Genomic DNA, 17493 nt, shown 5'->3' on the forward strand with positions numbered 1-17493 from the left:
CAGCGCAGCGGAACGGCGGGGCCCGTACGGGAACGGGTCCGTACCGGGAACGGAAAAGCGCCGCCGTCGAGTTCCCCGGTCGGTCGGGGAACTCGACGGCGGCGCCGGTTCGTTGCCGGGTCAGCCCCGGGAGGCGGACCCGCTCTCGCTTCCGGGACCCGTGTAGTCCTCGCCGTACGCGCCCTTGGCGGGGCGGCGGCGGCGCAGCGGGGGCTCCACGCCGTCCGCGAGGCGGCGGGCGGTGAGCAGGAAGCCGGTGTGGCCGATCATCCGGTGATCGGGGCGGACGGCCAGACCCTCGACGTGCCAGTTGCGGATCATCGACTCCCAGGCGGTCGGCTCCGCGAAGCAGCCGATCTCGCGGATGGACTCGACGGTGCGCGCGAGCTGCGTGGTGGTGGCCACGTAGCAGCAGAGGATGCCGCCGGGGACGAGCGCCTTGCGGACGACGTCCAGGCACTCCCACGGGGCGAGCATGTCGAGGATCACGCGGTCGACGTCGGTGTCGTTCAGGTTGTCCTGGAGGTCGCCGACGGTGAGCTGCCAGGCGGGGTGCGGGCCGCCGAAGTAGCGCTCCACGTTCTGCGTGGCGATCTCGGCGAAGTCCTCGCGGCGCTCGTAGGAGTGCAGCATGCCCTGGTCGCCGATGGCGCGCAGCAGGAAGCTGCTCAGCGAGCCGGAGCCGACCCCCGCCTCGACGACGCGGGCGCCGGCGAAGATGTCGGCGAAGGCCAGGATCTGCCCCGCGTCCTTGGGGTAGACCACGGCGGCACCGCGGGGCATGGACAGGACATAGTCGGGGAGCAGGGGGCGCAGCGCGAGATAGGCGACGTTTCCCGTGGTACGGACAACACTGCCCTCGGGAGCACCGATCAGCTCGTCGTGGGGGAAGGAACCCTTGTGGGTGTGGAAATTCTTCCCGGCCTCGAGCGTGAACGTGTAGTGGCGTCCCTTGGGGTCGGTGAGCTGGACCTGGTCCCCGACCTGGAAGGGGCCGCGACGGCGGGCGGCACCGGTCGGTTCGGACATGTGACCAGCCTACCGGTCTTTTCGTGGCCGATTTCGCCGCGGTACGGCGACGGGCGGGCCGGAGCCGTCTACTGCGGGCGGGCCATGGCCGACACGAAGGCGCGCTCCACGTCGGCGGTGGACAGGACACCGTAGATCTCGCCCGTCTCCTCGAGCACCAGGTACTCCGTGGCCGGGGCGGCCCGCAGGTGCTCCAGCAGGGCCTCGCCCGCCAGCTCGGCCTCGATCTTCATGTCCTCGGTGAGGTCCTGCGCGAGGCCGCTCACCGCCACCCAGGGCCTGCGGTGTTCCGGTACGGCGACGATGGCCGCCTCGCGGACGACACCGGTGGGCTCCCCCTGCCCGTCGACGACGACCAGGGCGCGGGCGCCCGCCGCGTTGGCGCGCCGCAGGGCCTCGGAGAGCGGGGTGTCCGGCTCGACGGGGACGGCGCGCCGGGTGAGCGTACGGGCGTGCAGGCCGGGGAGGTGCTCGCGCAGCCGGGCCATGCGGAGACTGTTGCCGGCGCCGGTCCAGATGATCGCGGCGAGGATGGCGGCGAGCAGGGCGTCGGTGACGGTCTCCATGCCGCCGATGTCCTCGGTGGAGTTGCCGAGGGCGCCGGTGTGGGTGAGCAGCGGGAGGCCGATGAGGACGGCGACGGCGAGCGCCCTGCCGACCCAGGCCGCGGCGATCGTGCCGCTCATCGGCTTGCCGGTGATCTTCCAGACGATGGCGCGGAGCATCCGCCCGCCGTCCAGCGGCAGGCCGGGCAGGAGGTTGAAGGCGGCCACGATGAGGTTGGAGATCATCAGGCCGGCCAGCAGGACGCCGGGCACGGTGCCGGGCTCCACGGCCCGCATGCCCGCGTAGAAGACGCCGCTCAGTACGAGCGAGAGCAGCGGGCCGACGAAGGCGAGGACGAACTCGCGCCCCGGTGTCTCCGACTCCTTCTCGATCTCGGACACGCCGCCGAAGAACTGGAGCTGGATGCGGCGCACCGGCAGCTTGAAGCGCAGCGCCGCCACGGTGTGGGCCAGTTCGTGGACCAGCACGGAGGCGTAGAAGGCGACGGCGAAGAAGAGCGAGACCAGGTAGCGGAGGTTGCCCAGCTCCGGGAGCACGCGGTCGAGCTGGCCGCCGAAGACCCAGGTGATGAGCGCCGCGACGAGGAACCAGCTGGGGGCGACGTAGACGGGCACACCGAACGGGCGGCCCATGAGGAGGCCGCCGCCCGGCTCGCGCGGGCGCTGCGGCTTGTCGCCGTGCCCGTCGCTCCCGCCGCGCTTGTCGCGCTCGCCGCTCTCGTTCACAGGGGCCCTTCGTTCGCAGGCGTCACTCGCCGCTGCACCGGGCGGTCCGCCGGCCGGGCAGCGCGAGAGGGTCTGCCGTCGATGGTATGCGGACGGCTGTCAGTGGCGGGTCGTAGGGTCTTGGACATGACTACGAGTTCCGGTCGGGACGACGCTGCCCAGCGCCCCACGTCGCTGTCCCCCTCGCGGGCGAGCGACTTCATGCAGTGTCCGCTGCTCTACCGGTTCCGGGTGATCGACAAACTGCCCGAGAAGCCGAGCGAGGCGGCGACCCGGGGCACGCTGGTGCACGCGGTGCTGGAGCGCCTCTTCGACGATCCGGCGACGGAGCGCACGGCGGGGCGGGCCAGGGCGATGGTGCCCGGCCAGTGGGAGCGGCTCCTGGAGTCGAAGCCCCAGCTCATGGAGTTGTTCACCGAGGATCCGGAGGGCGAGCGGCTGTCGCGCTGGCTGACGGAGGCCGAGGAACTGGTCGAGCGGTGGTTCACGCTGGAGGACCCGACGAGGCTGGAGCCGGCCGAGCGGGAGCTCTTCGTCGAGACGGAGCTGGAGTCGGGCCTGCGGCTGCGCGGCATCATCGACCGGGTGGACGTGGCCCCGTCCGGCGACGTGCGGATCGTGGACTACAAGACGGGCAAGGCGCCGCGGCCGGAGTACGCCGAGGGCGCGCTGTTCCAGATGAAGTTCTACGCGCTGGTGATCTGGCGGTGGAAGGGCGTCGTGCCGCGCCGGCTCCAGCTGGTGTACCTCGGCAGCGGTGACGTGCTGACGTACGACCCGGTCGAGGCGGATCTGGAGCGGGTCGAGCGCAAGCTGCTCGCACTGTGGGACGCGATCAGGGAGGCCACCGAGACCGGTGACTGGCGGCCGCGCCCGACCAAGCTCTGCGGATGGTGCGACCACCGGGCGGTCTGCCCGGAATTCGGCGGCACTCCCCCGGCGTACCCGCTGCCCGTCGCCGTCACGGAGCGCCCGGCCGATCCGCCCCGGGGCGGCCAGGGCAGAATGGGGCCGGTCTAGCGAAGGAGACTCTGTGGCTATCCGCGTCCTACTGGTCGACGACCAGCCGCTGCTGCGCACCGGCTTCCGGATGATTCTGGAGGCCGAGCAGGATCTCGCGGTCGTCGGTGAGGCCGGAGACGGTCTGCAGGCGATCGATCAGGTCCGGGCGCTGCAGCCCGATGTGGTCCTGATGGACATCCGGATGCCGCGGATGGACGGCGTCGAGGCGACCCGCCAGATCACCGGTCCCGGCAAGGACGGTCCGGCGAAGGTGCTCGTGCTGACCACGTTCGACCTCGACGAGTACGTCGTGGAGGCGCTGCGCGCCGGGGCCAGCGGTTTCCTGCTGAAGGACGCGCCCGCCACCGAGCTGGTGCAGGCGATCCGGGTGGTCGCGGCGGGCGAGGCGATGCTGGCGCCGAGCATCACGCGCCGGCTGCTCGACAAGTACGCGGACCACCTGCCGTCCGGCGAGGAGCAGGTCCCGGACACGCTGCACACGCTGACCGAGCGCGAGGTCGAGGTGCTGAAGCTGGTGGCCCGGGGGCTGTCCAACGCGGAGATCGCCGCCGACCTCTTCGTGAGCGAGACGACGGTGAAGACGCATGTGGGGCACGTACTGACGAAGCTCGGGCTGCGCGACCGGGTGCAGGCCGCGGTGTACGCGTACGAGAGCGGCCTGGTCAGGCCCGGCGCCCAGTAGCGGACGCCGGGACCCGGCCCGGCACGTGCCGGCCGTCACCGGCCGACCCGTGCCCTCAGCCCTTGCTGATCTCCCAGAAACGGAAGACGGTCGACGCGTCCAGGGTCCACTCCAGGCCCGAGATGTTGTCGTGGGCGACGGCGTACTGCTTGCCCTGCCACAGCGGAATGACCGGCAGCTCCTCGGCGACGATGTCCTGGAGCTTGCCGAAGTCCTTGTCGGCCTTGGTGCGGTCGGCCGAGGCGGCGGTGCCCGGGATGATCCGGCCGGTGATCTGGCTGTTCTCGTAGTTGTTGCCCAGGACGTTGTCCTTGCCGAAGAACGGCTGGGTGAAGTTGTCCGGGTCCGGGTAGTCGGGGACCCAGCCCTTCACGTACACGCCGTACTTGCCGGCCGCGATGTCCTCCTCGTACTGCTCGATCCCGACGGACTCGACCTTGGCCTCGAAGAGCCCGCTCTTGTTGAGCTGCTTGGCTATCGCCTTGAACTCCTGGACCGTGGCGGGTCCGTAGCGGCTGGGCGTGGCCCAGAGGGTCAGCTTCACCTTGCCGGTGATCCCCGCGTCGCGCAGGGCCGCCTCGGCCTTGCCGGGCTGCGGGCTGCCCCCGTAGGTGTCGAAGAACGCCGTGTTGTGGGCGCCGATGCCGGCCGGGACGATCGAGTACAGCGGGGTCGCGGTGGACTGGTAGACGTCCCGCACCAGGGCGTCGCGGTCGATGAGGTACGCCATGGCCTTGCGCACGCCGAGCTTGCCGGCGACCGGGTCCTTCATGTTGAAGACCAGGTGCTGGACCTCGGCGCTGGAGCCCTCGACGACCTCGACGCCGCCGGAGCTGCCGGCCGTCGCGTTCTCCAGCTCGGTGATGTCGGCGATCGCGAGTCCTCGGTAGGCGATGTCCACGTCGCGCGCCTTGAGGGACGCGGCCAGCGCCTTCTGGTCGCCGTGGAAGAACTTCACGGTGACGCCGGAGTTCTTCACCTCGGCGGTGCCCTTGTACTCGCCGTTGACGGAGAAGACCGCTTCGCCCTGGTCGAAGGATTCCAGCTTGTACGGCCCCGAGCCGACCGCCTGCTTGTCGGTACGGAGCTTGTCGAAGGCGTACTCGCGGTGGTCGACGATGGAGCCGGCACCCGAGGCGATCTTGCTCGGGAAGGTGGCGTCCGGGACCTTGAGGCGGAAGACGACGCTCTGGTCGTCCGGCGTCTCGATCGTGTCGATGGAGGAGAGCATGACCGCCGCCGGGCCGGCCTTGTCGTTGATCTTCAGCGAGCGCTCGAAGGAGTACTTGACGTCCTTCGAGGTCAGGCTGTTGCCGTTGCTGAACTTCAGACCGTCGCGCAGCGTGCAGCGGAAGACCTTGCTGGCGTCGTCGTCGAAGCCGCACTCCTTCGCGGCCTCGGGCTCCGGCACCGAGCCGCCCTTCGGGAAGGCCAGCAGCGACTGGAAGACGTTGTTGAACAGCAGCCAGGAGCCCGGGTCGTAGCCCGACGCCGGATCGGTGGCCAGCACCTCGTCCGACATGCCCATGACCACCGCGTCACCCGTGCCCCCCGAGCCGCCCTCCTCGGTGCCACAACCGCTGAGCAGACCCGCCGCGAGTCCCGCCGCGAGCGGGGCCGTCAGCCACTGGTTACGCCTTTTCACGGATCCTTGCCTCACAGATTCGATGAATTAACCACCGGCGACGCGGTCTTCGCGGCCGGGTACTGCCGACGTCAGGAGACGCCGCGGCCCAACTCCCACAGCTGCAGGTCCGCCGAGGAGTTGACGGCCCATTCGACGCCGGTGATGTCGTCGCGCGCGGCGACGTACTGCTTGCCCTGCCACAGCGGCAGCACCGGCACGTCGTTGGCGACGATCTCCTGGATCCGCTCGAACGTCTCCGTGGCCGCGCTCCGGTCGGCGGCACGGCGCGACTCGGGGATGAGCTTGTTCCTGGTCTCGCTGTTCGCGTACGGGGTGTTGAGGAAGTTGTCCTTGCCCAGGAACGGCGCGACGTAGTTGTCGGCGTCCGGGAAGTCGGGGAACCAGCCCATGCCGTAGACGGCGTACTCGCCGCGCTTCTGGCTGGCACGGAACTTCGACCACTCGGTGCCCTTGATGCCGACGTCGAAGAGCTTCGTGGCGTTGAGCTGCTCCTGGAGCACCTCGAACTCCTTCTTCGTCACCGAGCCGTAGTGGTCGGTCGTGTAGTTCAGCGTCAGCTTCACCGGCGTGCTGATGCCCGCCGCGCTCAGAATGCCGGCCGCCTTGCGCGCGTTCGGCTCGCCGTACTTGTTGAAGAACGCGTTCTGGTGCCCGGGGATGGTGTTCGGGATGAGCGAGTAGAGCGGTTCGGCCGTGGCCGGGTAGACCTTGCTCGCGAGCTGCCCGCGGTCGACGACGGAGGCCAGGGCCTGGCGCACCGCCTTGCTCTTCACCGTGGAGTCCTCGGTGTCGAAGCCGAGGTAGCGGATCTCCAGGCCGGGCATCTCGACGAGGTCGATGCCCTCGGGCGGGTTCTCCGACAGGTCCTTGATCTGGCCGGGCTGCAGGGTGCGCGTCATCATGCTGATGTCGCCGTCCCTGAGCGCCTTCTCCATGGACTCGGTGTCCTCGAAGGACCGCAGCTCGACCTTGTCGTTCCGGAGGCTCAGGTCGCCCTTGTAATGGGGGTTCTTGGTGAAGACCGCCTTGACGACCTTGTCGCCCTCGGTCTCCGTCTCCAGCGTGTACGGGCCCGAGCCGTCGGCGTCGACTCCGGCCCGGAGCTTGTCCGCCTTGTACGTGTCGGGGTCGACGATGGCCGCGGCGGGCGTCGCGATCTTGTACGGGAACGTGGCGTCCGGCGTCTTGAGATGGAAGACGATTCCGCTGTCGCCGTTGGTCTCGATCGTGTCGATGTTCGACAGCAGCGCGACCGGACCGTTGTCGTCGTTGATCTTCAGCACGCGCTCGATCGAGAACTTGACGTCCTCGGCGGTGATCGTGTCGCCGTCGGAGAACTTCAGCCCGCTGCGCAGGGTGCAGCGGTAGCTCTCGTTCTGAGTGTCCGTGAAACCGCACTTGGAGGCCGCGTCCGGCACCGGCTCGCCGCCGCCGCGCGGGACGTGCATCAGCATCTGGACGGTCTGCCGAAGGACGTTCCAGGCGCCTGCGTCGTAGGCGAACGCCGGATCGAAGGGCGCGGGAGCCTCCTTCGTGGCAACGAACTGGTCCGTGGTGCCCACGACTATGGCCTCACCGCCCCTGCCGCCGCCGTCCGAGCCGCCGCACGCGGCGAGCACGGGCGCGAGCAGGCCAATCATGGCCGGCAGCACCAAAGTCTTGCGGTTCATCCTGGACGTTCTCCCTCATCCGGCACTGAGTTTCAGCGGTGTACTGGACACTCCGCCGCGGCCGCCCGGTCGGGGCGGAGCGATCGGGCCGGGATCAGAGCGATCGGGTACGTGGTCCCAGCAACTGGTTGGGCGCTGAGGCACGTGATGATGCGGCGAAGTTCTCGCGTTGAGATTAGTGGGAAACACCGGGAATCCTGGACCGGAGGCGTGCCGGTCCGTTATCGGCCGGTGATCATGAATCCCGGAGCGCCGACGCCGTGGGGTGGGAATGATTCGTACACCACCCCATCAATGCGGACACAAGGGCGCCAATTACAGTCCCTCGGAGGCGCTTTGACCCTCCCGGACGCCCCCCGCGGCGGCCTTCGGGGTGACAAACGTCACCCGGTCAAGCCATTTGACCGACTGCGCATTTCCCGTTCCGCGCGTCACGGAAAATGCACGGCCCAATGCCCAGAGTTTCCGGCCATTAGCGGAAGTACGCTCAGTGCACGGATCAGTTCATTCGCGTGATCAACGTCCGGAGAAAGGCGAGATCGACTTCTTCGAGCGATCCCACGACGACCCGGCCGCGCGCGGGCGCGATCGGCGCGACGGACGGCACGGCCACCACGCGGCAGCCGGCCGCCTCGGCGGCCGCCACACCGGTCGCCGTGTCCTCGACGACCGCGCATCTCAGGGGGTCGGCGCCCAGCCGGGCCGCCGCGTGCAGGTACGGGTCGGGGTGCGGCTTCGTACGGGCCACCTCGTCGCCCGCGACCGTGAGCGAGAACTTCTCCGGGCCGAGCGTCTCCAGCACGCGGTCGATGATGCGCCGGTGCGAGGCGGAGACCAGGGCGGTGGGCACCTCGTGCGCCGCCAGTTCGGCGAGCAGCCGCGCCGCACCCGGCATCAGCGGCACGCCGCGCCCGATGCGCTTCTCGAAGCGGTCGTTGAGCAGCACCGTGAGCTCGGGCAGGGTGATGTCCGCGCCGGTCACCTCGATGAGGTAGCCCGCACTGCGGGTCATGGGCCCGCCGACCACCACGTCGCGCCACGCCTCGTCCAGCACATGCCCGAGGTCCGCGAAGACCTCCGCCTCGACCTCCCACCAGAACCCTTCGGTGTCGACCAGGGTGCCGTCCATGTCGAGGAAAACGGCCTGCAGGGCGGAGCCTTCGGCCGTACGGGTACTGGGCGCAGGGACGGTACTGGTCATCCGGGCACACCTCCTGGAGGGACGAGAAGGCCGGCCGCCTCCCCAGGGGGGGAAGGCAACCGGCCTGCACTGGACCGACCAGTGTACGACCCGCCGGGCTCGCTAGCGCGCGTTGAAGTACTTCGCCTCGGGGTGGTGGATGACGATCGCGTCGGTGGACTGCTCCGGGTGGAGCTGGAACTCCTCGGAGAGGTGCACCCCGATCCGCTCGGGCTGGAGCAGGCCGGCGATCTTCGCGCGGTCCTCCAGGTCGGGGCAGGCGCCGTAACCGAGCGAGAAGCGCGCGCCGCGGTACTTGAGGGCGAACATGTCCTCGACCTCGGCCGGGTCCTCGGCCGCGAAGCCGAGTTCGGAGCGGACGCGGGCGTGCCAGTACTCGGCGAGCGCCTCGGCCAGCTGGACGGAGAGGCCGTGGAGTTCGAGGTAGTCGCGGTAGGAGTTCGATGCGAACAGCTCGGCCGTGGCCTCGCCGATCTTCGATCCCACGGTGACGACCTGGAGGCCGACCACGTCCGTCTCGCCGGACTCCTCCGGGCGGAAGAAGTCGGCCAGGCACAGGCGGCGGCCGCGGCGCTGGCGCGGGAAGGTGAAGCGGGTGCGCTCGGAGCCGTCCTCGCCCAGGAGGATGAGGTCGTCGCCCTTGGACACGCAGGGGAAGTAGCCGTAGACGACGGCGGCTTCCAGCATGTTCTTGGTGTGGAGCTGCTCCAGCCAGCCGCGCAGCCGGGGACGGCCCTCGGTCTCGACGAGCTCTTCGTACGTCGGCCCGTCGCCGGCCCTGGCCTGCTTGAGGCCCCACTGCCCCTTGAACAGCGCACCCTCGTCGAGCCAGGAGGCGTACTCCTTGAGGCCGATGCCCTTGACCACGCGGGTGCCCCAGAACGGCGGGGTGGGGACCGGGTTGGTGGTGGAGACGTCGGAGCGGGACGGGCCCTCGGGCTCCTGGACCTCGAGGAGGGGCGTGTCCAGCTTGGCCACGCGGCGCTGCTTGAGCTCGGGGAGTTTGGCGCCGGGGACGCCGCGCTTGACGCCGATCAGGGCGTCCATCAGGCGCAGCCCCTCGAAGGCGTCGCGGGCGTAGCGGACCTCACCCTCGTAGATCTCGTGCAGGTCCTGCTCGACGTAGGCCCGGGTGAGGGCGGCGCCGCCGAGGATGACCGGGAAGTCCGCGGCCATCTTGCGCTGGTTGAGCTCCTGGAGGTTCTCCTTCATGATCACCGTGGACTTGACGAGGAGGCCGGACATGCCGATGACGTCGGCCCTGTGCTCCTGTGCGGCCTCCAGGATCGCGGAGACCGGCTGCTTGATGCCGAGGTTGACGACCGTGTAGCCGTTGTTGGACAGGATGATGTCGACGAGGTTCTTGCCGATGTCGTGCACGTCGCCGCGGACGGTGGCCAGCACGATGGTGCCCTTGCCCTCGTCGTCGGTCTTCTCCATGTGCGGCTCCAGGTGCGCCACCGCGGTCTTCATGACCTCGGCCGACTGGAGTACGAACGGCAGCTGCATCTGCCCGGACCCGAACAGCTCGCCGACGACCTTCATGCCCTCCAGCAGCGTGTCGTTGACGATGTCCAGGGCCGGACGGGACCGGAGGGCCTCGTCGAGGTCGGCCTCCAGGCCGTTCTTCTCGCCGTCGATGATGCGGCGCTGCAGGCGCTCGTCGAGCGGGAGGGCCATCAGCTCCTCGGCGCGGCCGGCCTTCATCGACTTCATGTTGACGCCCTCGAAGAGGGCCATCAGCTTCTGGAGCGGGTCGTAGCCCTCGGCGCGGCGGTCGTGGATCAGGTCGAGGGCGACCTGGACCTGCTCCTCCTCCAGACGGGCGATGGGCAGGATCTTGCTCGCGTGCACGATCGCGGAGTCCAGGCCGGCCTTGACGCACTCGTCGAGGAAGACGGAGTTCAGGACGACGCGGGCGGCCGGGTTGAGGCCGAAGGAGATGTTCGACAGACCCAGGGTGGTCTGGACGTCCGGGTGGCGGCGCTTGAGCTCGCGGATCGCCTCGATCGTGGCGATGCCGTCCTTGCGGGACTCCTCCTGCCCGGTGCAGATGGTGAAGGTGAGGCAGTCGATGAGGATGTCCGACTCCTCGATGCCCCAGTTGCCGGTCAGGTCGGCGATGAGCCGCTCGGCGATGGCCACCTTGTGCTCGACGGTGCGGGCCTGGCCCTCCTCGTCGATGGTCAGCGCGATCAGCGCGGCGCCGTGCTCCTTGGCGAGTGCGGTCACCTTGGCGAAACGGGACTCCGGGCCGTCGCCGTCCTCGTAGTTGACCGAGTTGATGACCGCGCGGCCGCCGAGCTTCTCCAAGCCGGCCTGGATGACGGGCAGTTCCGTGGAGTCCAGCACGATGGGGAGGGTGGAGGCGGTGGCGAAGCGGCCGGCCAGCTCCGCCATGTCGGCCACACCGTCGCGGCCGACGTAGTCCACGCACAGGTCGAGCATGTGCGCGCCCTCACGGATCTGGTCGCGCGCCATCTCCACGCAGTCGTCCCAGCGGGCCTCCAGCATGGCATCGCGGAACTTCTTCGACCCGTTGGCATTGGTGCGCTCGCCGATCGCCATGTAGGCGGTGTCCTGGCGGAAGGGGACCGACTGGTAGAGCGAGGCGGCGCCCGGCTCGGGGCGCGGGTCGCGCTGCCCCGGGGCGAGGCCGCGGGACCGCTCGACGACGACGCGCAGGTGCTCGGGGGTCGTGCCGCAGCAGCCGCCGATCAGGGACAGGCCGTAGTCGCGGACGAACGTCTCCTGGGCGTCGGCGAGACCGTCGGGGCCGAGCGGGAAGTGCGCGCCGTCCTTGGTGAGCACGGGAAGGCCTGCGTTGGGCATGCACATCAGCGGCGTACGCGAGTGGCGGGCGAGGTAGCGCAGGTGCTCGCTCATCTCGTCCGGGCCCGTCGAACAGTTCAGACCGATCAGGTCGATGCCCAGCGGCTCCAGGGCGGTCAGGGCGGCGCCGATCTCCGAGCCGAGCAGCATGACGCCGGTCGTCTCGAAGGCGAGCGAACAGATCAGCGGCACGTCGATGCCCAGGGCGTCCATCGCGCGGCGCGCGCCGATCAGGCTCGACTTGGTCTGGAGCAGGTCCTGGGTGGTCTCCACGATCAGGGCGTCCGCACCACCGGCGAGCAGCCCTTCGGCGTTCCGCTGGTAGCCGTCCCGCAGCACGTCGTACGCGATGTGGCCGAGCGATGGCAGCTTGGTGCCGGGACCGATCGATCCCAGGACCCAGCGCTGGCGGCCGTCCCTGGCGACGAACTCGTCGGCGACCTCACGCGCGATGCGCGCACCCGACTCGGACAGCTCGAAGATCCGGTCGGCGATCTCGTACTCGTTCGCCGCCGAGTGGTTCGCGCCGAAGGTGTTGGTCTCGACGCAGTCCACGCCGACCGCGAAGTACTCCTCGTGGACGGAGCGCACGATGTCCGGGCGGGTGATGTTGAGGATCTCGTTGCAGCCTTCGAGGTTCTCGAAGTCCTCCAGGCTGGGGTCCTGCGCCTGGAGCATGGTGCCCATCGCCCCGTCGGCGACGACGACTCGGCTGGCGAGCGCTTCGCGGAGGGCGTCTGCGCGGCTGCTGTGGCTGGCAGGCGTGGGGGTCGGCAACGAGGCCATGGATCTGCTCCCTGGAGTGCGACGGCTGTCGGCTTTGCCCTTTCCCGGCGGAAGGGGCACCCGGCCAGCGTAACCGTGCCCCCGCCCTCGGTGTGAAGGCGTCCCACGGGGCGGACGGACGCCGTGTTCTGATGGCTCCGGCCACCGGCGCGGCCACCGACGGAGCGGCCGGCAGAGCGACTGACGGTGACGCCAGGTCGACATGAGCCGATAGTGTTCAGCATTGTCGAACCGAGGTGGAGGTGCCCGATCGTGGCGAAGAACATCCAGTCGCTCGAGCGGGCGGCGGCGATGCTGCGCCTGCTCGCCGGCGGCGAGCGCAGGCTCGGCCTGACCGAGGTGGCCTCGTCCCTCGGCCTCGCCAAGGGTACGGCGCACGGCATCCTGCGCACCCTCCAGGCGGAGGGTTTCGTCGAGCAGGACCCCGCCTCCGGCCGTTACCAGCTGGGCGCCGAACTGCTGCGTCTCGGCAGCACCTATCTGGACGTGCACGAGCTGCGCGCCCGCGCGCTGGTGTGGACCGACGACCTGGCCCGCTCCAGCGGCGAGAGCGTCTACCTCGGCGTCCTGCACCACAAGGGCGTACTGATCGTCCACCACGTCTTCCGCCCGGACGACAGCCGGCAGGTGCTGGAGGTGGGCGCGATGCAGCCGCTGCACTCCGCCGCCCTGGGCAAGGTCCTCTCGGCGTACGACCCGGTGGCCCACAACGAGGTCCTCGAGAACGAGCGCGAGGCCTTCACCCCGCGCACGATCACGGACCCGGAGGGTTTCGAGGCGGTGCTCGACCTGACCCGGGCGCGCGGCTGGGCCGCCGACGTGGAGGAGACCTGGGACGGGGTGGCCTCGATCGCCGCCCCCATCCACGACCGGCGGCGGATGCCCGTCGGCGCGGTCGGTGTCACCGGCGCCGTCGAGCGGATCTGCGCGGGCGGAGAGCTCCGCCCCGACCTCGTGGCCGCCGTACGGGACTGCGCGCGCGCGGTGTCCCGGGATCTGGGCGCCGGGCGCTTCTGAGGCACGTACCACCCTCTTCCGTCCCGCCGGTAACGATCGCGATACCGGTCGCAGAACCCTTGACGTGTGTGGTGACGGGGACAAAACTGCCGTTCATCGGTCGGCATTGTCGAACACCTACCGGCAATACGCGTTAGAGTGTGGCAACGCCAAGGGACCGGCTAGGCCCTCGATGAGGGCGCGAACCACCGGAGGGACCCGGAGTTCGCCTTTCCCCTGGACGAAGGACAAAGGAGTCGCGGGTGTCCAGCTCCGACATCTTCATCGGCGAGACCATCGGTACCGCCGTGCTCATCCTGCTGGGCGGCGGCGTCTGCGCCGCCGTCACGCTGAAGCGCTCGAAGGCCCAGAACGCGGGCTGGCTCGCCATCACCTTCGGGTGGGGTTTCGCCGTGCTGACCGGCGCCTACCTGGCCGGCGGCGTCTCCGGCGCGCACCTCAACCCCGCGGTCACCGTCGGCCTCGCGATCGAGGGCGGGACCCGGTGGAGCGACGTACCGCTCTACTTCGTCTCCCAGCTGTTCGGCGCCATGATCGGCGCGGTGCTCGTCTGGCTGACGTACTACGGCCAGTTCCGCGCGCACCTCACCGACCCCGAGGTCGTCGCGGCGCAGCCCGCCGAGGAGGGGATGGTCGATCAGAAGACCGCCCCCAAGGCCGGTCCTGTGCTCGGCGTCTTCTCCACGGGCCCCGAGATCCGCAACGCCGTGCAGAACGTCATGACCGAGGTCATCGCGACCGTCGTGCTGGTCCTGGCCATCCTCACGCAGGGCCTCAACGACGAGGGCAACGGCCTCGGCACGCTGGGCGCGCTGGTCACCGCCCTCCTCGTGGTCGGCATCGGCCTCTCGCTCGGCGGCCCGACCGGCTACGCGATCAACCCGGTGCGTGACCTCGGCCCCCGGATCGTGCACGCTCTGCTTCCGCTGCCCAACAAGGGCGGTTCGGACTGGGGCTACGCGTGGGTCCCGATCGTGGGTCCGCTGATCGGCGGCGCCCTCGCCGGCGGCATCTACCGGATCGCCTTCGCCTGAGTCCCCTGCCGGACAGAGCCCGTACCGAGCCGTACAGACCTCATGGAGCACACCGTGACCGACGCACACACCACCGGCCCCTTCATCGCGGCCATCGACCAGGGCACCACGTCCAGCCGCTGCATCGTCTTCGACAAGGACGGCCGGATCGTCTCGGTCGACCAGAAGGAGCACGAGCAGATCTTCCCGAAGCCGGGCTGGGTCGAGCACGACGCGGCCGAGATCTGGACCAACGTCCAGGAGGTCGTCGCCGGCGCCATCCGCAAGGCGGCCCACAACAATCCGGGCTTCACGCCCGCCGACGTCAGAGCGATCGGCATCACCAACCAGCGCGAGACCACGCTGCTGTGGGACAAGAACACCGGCGAACCCGTCCACAACGCCATCGTGTGGCAGGACACCCGCACCGACGCGCTCTGCAAGGAGCTCGGCCGCAACGTCGGCCAGGACCGCTTCCGCCGCCAGACCGGCCTGCCCCTCGCGTCGTACTTCGCGGGCCCCAAGGTGCGCTGGCTGCTCGACAACGTCGAGGGCCTGCGCGAGCGCGCCGAGGCCGGCGACATCCTCTTCGGCACCATGGACTCCTGGGTCATCTGGAACCTGACGGGCGGCACCGAGGGCGGCGTGCACGTCACCGACGTCACCAACGCCTCGCGCACCCTGCTCATGAACCTGCACGAGATGCGGTGGGACGAGAAGATCCTGCAGTCGATGGAGATCCCGGCCGCCGTGCTGCCGGAGATCCGTTCCTCCGCCGAGGTGTACGGCGTCGCCGAGGCGGGGCCGCTGGCGGGCGTGCCCGTCGCCTCCGCGCTCGGTGACCAGCAGGCGGCGCTGTTCGGCCAGACGTGCTTCTCCGAGGGCGAGGCCAAGTCGACGTACGGCACCGGCACCTTCATGCTGATGAACACCGGTGACAAGCCCGTCAACTCCTACAACGGCCTGCTGACGACCGTCGGTTACCAGATCGGCGACCAGAAGCCCGTCTACGCGCTCGAAGGCTCGATCGCCGTCACCGGCGCGCTCGTCCAGTGGATGCGCGACCAGATGGGCCTGATCAAGTCGGCCGCCGAGATCGAGACGCTGGCCTCCTCGGTCGAGGACAACGGCGGCGCGTACTTCGTGCCCGCCTTCTCCGGCCTCTTCGCCCCGTACTGGCGTCCCGACGCCCGCGGTGTGATCGCCGGCCTCACCCGGTACGTCACCAAGGCGCACATCGCCCGTGCCGTCCTGGAGGCCACCGCCTGGCAGACCCGCGAGATCAGCGACGCCATGACCAAGGACTCGGGCGTCGAGCTGACCGCCCTCAAGGTCGACGGCGGCATGACCTCCAACAACCTGCTGATGCAGACGCTCTCGGACTTCCTGGACGCACCGGTCGTGCGCCCGATGGTCGCCGAGACCACCTGCCTCGGCGCCGCCTACGCCGCCGGCCTGGCCGTCGGCTTCTGGACCGGCACCGACGAGCTGCGCGCCAACTGGCGCCGGGCCGCCGAGTGGACCCCCCGCATGGACGCGGCCAAGCGGGACCGCGAGTACAAGAACTGGCTCAAGGCCGTGGAGCGGTCCATGGGCTGGCTCGACGACGAGAGCTGACGAGGAGTTACCCACCATGACCATCCTGCAGAGCGTTCCGGCCCTCGGGACGCACCCGGCCGACGGTTCCACAGCGAGCCGCGCCGAGACCCGGGACCAGCTTTCCAAGGCGGCGTACGACCTCCTGGTGATCGGCGGCGGCATCCTGGGCATCTCCACCGCCTGGCACGCCGCGCAGTCCGGGCTGCGGGTGGCCCTGGTGGACGCCGGCGACTTCGCCGGCGCCACCTCCTCCGCCTCCTCCAAGCTGCTCCACGGCGGACTGCGCTACCTCCAGACGGGCGCGGTCAGGCTGGTCGCGGAGAACCACTTCGAGCGCAGGGCGCTCTCGCGCGACGTGGCGCCGCACCTGGCCAATCCGCTGACCTTCTACCTCCCCGTCTACAAGGGCGGTCCGCACGGCGCGGCCAAGCTCGGTGCGGGCGTCTTCGCCTACTCGGCGCTGTCCGCCTTCGGGGACGGGGTCGGCCACGTCATCAGCCCGTCGAAGGCGGCGCGTGACGTTCCGGAGCTGCGTACGGACGACCTCAAGGCCGTCGCCGTGTACGGCGACGACCAGATGAACGACTCGCGCATGGCCCTGATGACGGTCCGGGCCGCCGCCCAGTCGGGCGCGACCGTCCTCAACCACGCCGAGGTCACCGGCCTGCGCTTCACCCGCGGCCGGGTCACAGGCGCGGAGCTCAAGGACCGGCTGGACGGTTCGGAGTTCGGCGTCAACGCCCGTCTGGTGCTCAACGCCACCGGCCCGTGGGTCGACCACCTGCGCACACTGGAGAACCCGGACGCGGCCCCCTCCATCCGGCTCTCCAAGGGCGCGCACCTGGTCCTCAGGCGCACCGCCCCCTGGCGGGCCGCGCTGGCCACGCCGATCGACAAGTACCGCATCACCTTCGCGCTGCCGTGGGAGGACCAGCTCCTGCTCGGCACGACCGACGAGGAGTACGAGGGCGACCCGGGGGACGTCGCCGTCAACGAGAAGGACATCGCCCAGATCCTGGACGAGGCCGCCTTCTCGATCCGCGACCAGCAGCTGTCCCGCGACCTGATCACGTACTCCTTCGCGGGCCTGCGGGTGCTGCCGGGCGGTCCCGGTGACACCTCGAAGGCGAAGCGCGAGACGGTCGTCACCGAGGGCCGCGGCGGCATGCTGTCGGTCGCGGGCGGCAAGTGGACGACGTTCCGTCACATCGGCCGCACCGTCATGAACAAGCTCGCCGCCCTCCCCGGCCACCCGCTGGGCGAGGACATGGAGCCGATCTCGCGCCTGCCCAGGAAGCTGCCGCTGCCGGGCATCTCCAACCCGAACGCGGTAGCCCACCGGCTGCTCGTCGACGGCGGTACGCCGGGCCCCCGGATGTCCGCCGACACCGCCCGTCACCTGGCCACGCACTACGGCTCGCTGTCCTTCGACATCGCGCGCCTGGCCAACGAGGATGCGGCGCTGGCCGAGCGCATCCACCCGGACGCGCCGGAGATCTGGGCGCAGGTCGTGTACGCCCGTGACCACGAGTGGGCCGAGACGGCGGACGACGTACTGCGCCGCCGTACGACGCTGACGATCCGGGGCCTGGCCACGGACGAGGTCCGCGCCAAGGTCGAGGACGTACTGGGCAAGAAGGCCTGACCGCGCTCCCTTCCGCAGCGGCGTGGGTAAGGGGCGGCCGTCCTGACGGCCGCCCC

The 17493-nt window shown here is 70.0% G+C and carries 12 protein-coding genes; 6 read left to right on the plus strand and 6 right to left on the minus strand.

Annotated features, from left to right (window positions below):
• Nucleotides 1-120: 120 nt before the first annotated feature.
• Entirely contained in the window at nucleotides 121-1029 is a 909-nt protein-coding gene (locus ACWDZ4_RS32450; RefSeq protein ID WP_093801640.1) for a tRNA (adenine-N1)-methyltransferase, read from the minus strand.
• A gap of 68 nt (nucleotides 1030-1097) precedes the next feature.
• Complete coding sequence (locus ACWDZ4_RS32455) at nucleotides 1098-2321, minus strand: site-2 protease family protein (RefSeq protein WP_451511965.1); 1224 nt, start codon at nucleotides 2319-2321, stop codon at nucleotides 1098-1100.
• A 126-nt stretch (nucleotides 2322-2447) separates the two neighbouring features.
• Between ACWDZ4_RS32455 and ACWDZ4_RS32460 the strand changes: the two genes are divergently transcribed.
• Nucleotides 2448-3341: a RecB family exonuclease gene (locus ACWDZ4_RS32460; protein ID WP_451511966.1), complete on the plus strand. Its 894-nt coding sequence runs from the start codon at nucleotides 2448-2450 to the stop codon at nucleotides 3339-3341.
• 13 nt (nucleotides 3342-3354) lie between these two features.
• Complete coding sequence (locus ACWDZ4_RS32465) at nucleotides 3355-4026, plus strand: response regulator (protein WP_451511967.1); 672 nt, start codon at nucleotides 3355-3357, stop codon at nucleotides 4024-4026.
• Nucleotides 4027-4081: 55 nt separating this feature from the next.
• Here the strand turns inward: ACWDZ4_RS32465 and ACWDZ4_RS32470 are convergent, their stop codons facing one another.
• The 4 genes from ACWDZ4_RS32470 to metH all read right to left on the minus strand — a co-directional run bounded on the left by ACWDZ4_RS32470 (nucleotide 4082) and on the right by metH (nucleotide 12163).
• Complete coding sequence (locus ACWDZ4_RS32470) at nucleotides 4082-5671, minus strand: ABC transporter substrate-binding protein (protein ID WP_451511968.1); 1590 nt, start codon at nucleotides 5669-5671, stop codon at nucleotides 4082-4084.
• Nucleotides 5672-5742: 71 nt separating this feature from the next.
• Nucleotides 5743-7344, minus strand: coding sequence for an ABC transporter substrate-binding protein (locus ACWDZ4_RS32475; protein ID WP_451511969.1), 1602 nt, complete (start codon nucleotides 7342-7344; stop codon nucleotides 5743-5745).
• A 499-nt stretch (nucleotides 7345-7843) separates the two neighbouring features.
• Nucleotides 7844-8545 (minus strand): HAD family hydrolase, encoded by a 702-nt coding sequence (locus ACWDZ4_RS32480; protein WP_451511970.1) that lies wholly within the window; start codon nucleotides 8543-8545, stop codon nucleotides 7844-7846.
• Nucleotides 8546-8647: 102 nt separating this feature from the next.
• On the minus strand, nucleotides 8648-12163 hold the full coding sequence (gene metH, locus ACWDZ4_RS32485; RefSeq protein ID WP_451511971.1) for a methionine synthase: 3516 nt from the start codon (nucleotides 12161-12163) through the stop codon (nucleotides 8648-8650).
• A 252-nt stretch (nucleotides 12164-12415) separates the two neighbouring features.
• Here metH and ACWDZ4_RS32490 point away from each other — a divergent pair, with 252 nt between their 5' ends.
• From ACWDZ4_RS32490 to ACWDZ4_RS32505, 4 genes are all read left to right on the plus strand, one after another.
• On the plus strand, nucleotides 12416-13180 hold the full coding sequence (locus tag ACWDZ4_RS32490) for an IclR family transcriptional regulator (RefSeq protein ID WP_344493331.1): 765 nt from the start codon (nucleotides 12416-12418) through the stop codon (nucleotides 13178-13180).
• 242 nt (nucleotides 13181-13422) lie between these two features.
• Nucleotides 13423-14214 carry an MIP/aquaporin family protein gene (locus ACWDZ4_RS32495; RefSeq protein ID WP_451511972.1) on the plus strand — a complete coding sequence of 264 codons (792 nt, stop codon included), beginning with the start codon at nucleotides 13423-13425 and terminating at the stop codon, nucleotides 14212-14214.
• A 54-nt stretch (nucleotides 14215-14268) separates the two neighbouring features.
• On the plus strand, nucleotides 14269-15810 hold the full coding sequence (gene glpK / locus ACWDZ4_RS32500) for a glycerol kinase GlpK (RefSeq protein ID WP_451511973.1): 1542 nt from the start codon (nucleotides 14269-14271) through the stop codon (nucleotides 15808-15810).
• Nucleotides 15811-15826: 16 nt separating this feature from the next.
• On the plus strand, nucleotides 15827-17437 hold the full coding sequence (locus ACWDZ4_RS32505) for an FAD-dependent oxidoreductase (protein WP_451511974.1): 1611 nt from the start codon (nucleotides 15827-15829) through the stop codon (nucleotides 17435-17437).
• The last annotated feature ends 56 nt before the right edge of the window (nucleotides 17438-17493 follow it).

This window comes from Streptomyces sp. NPDC003016 (assembly GCF_053591455.1).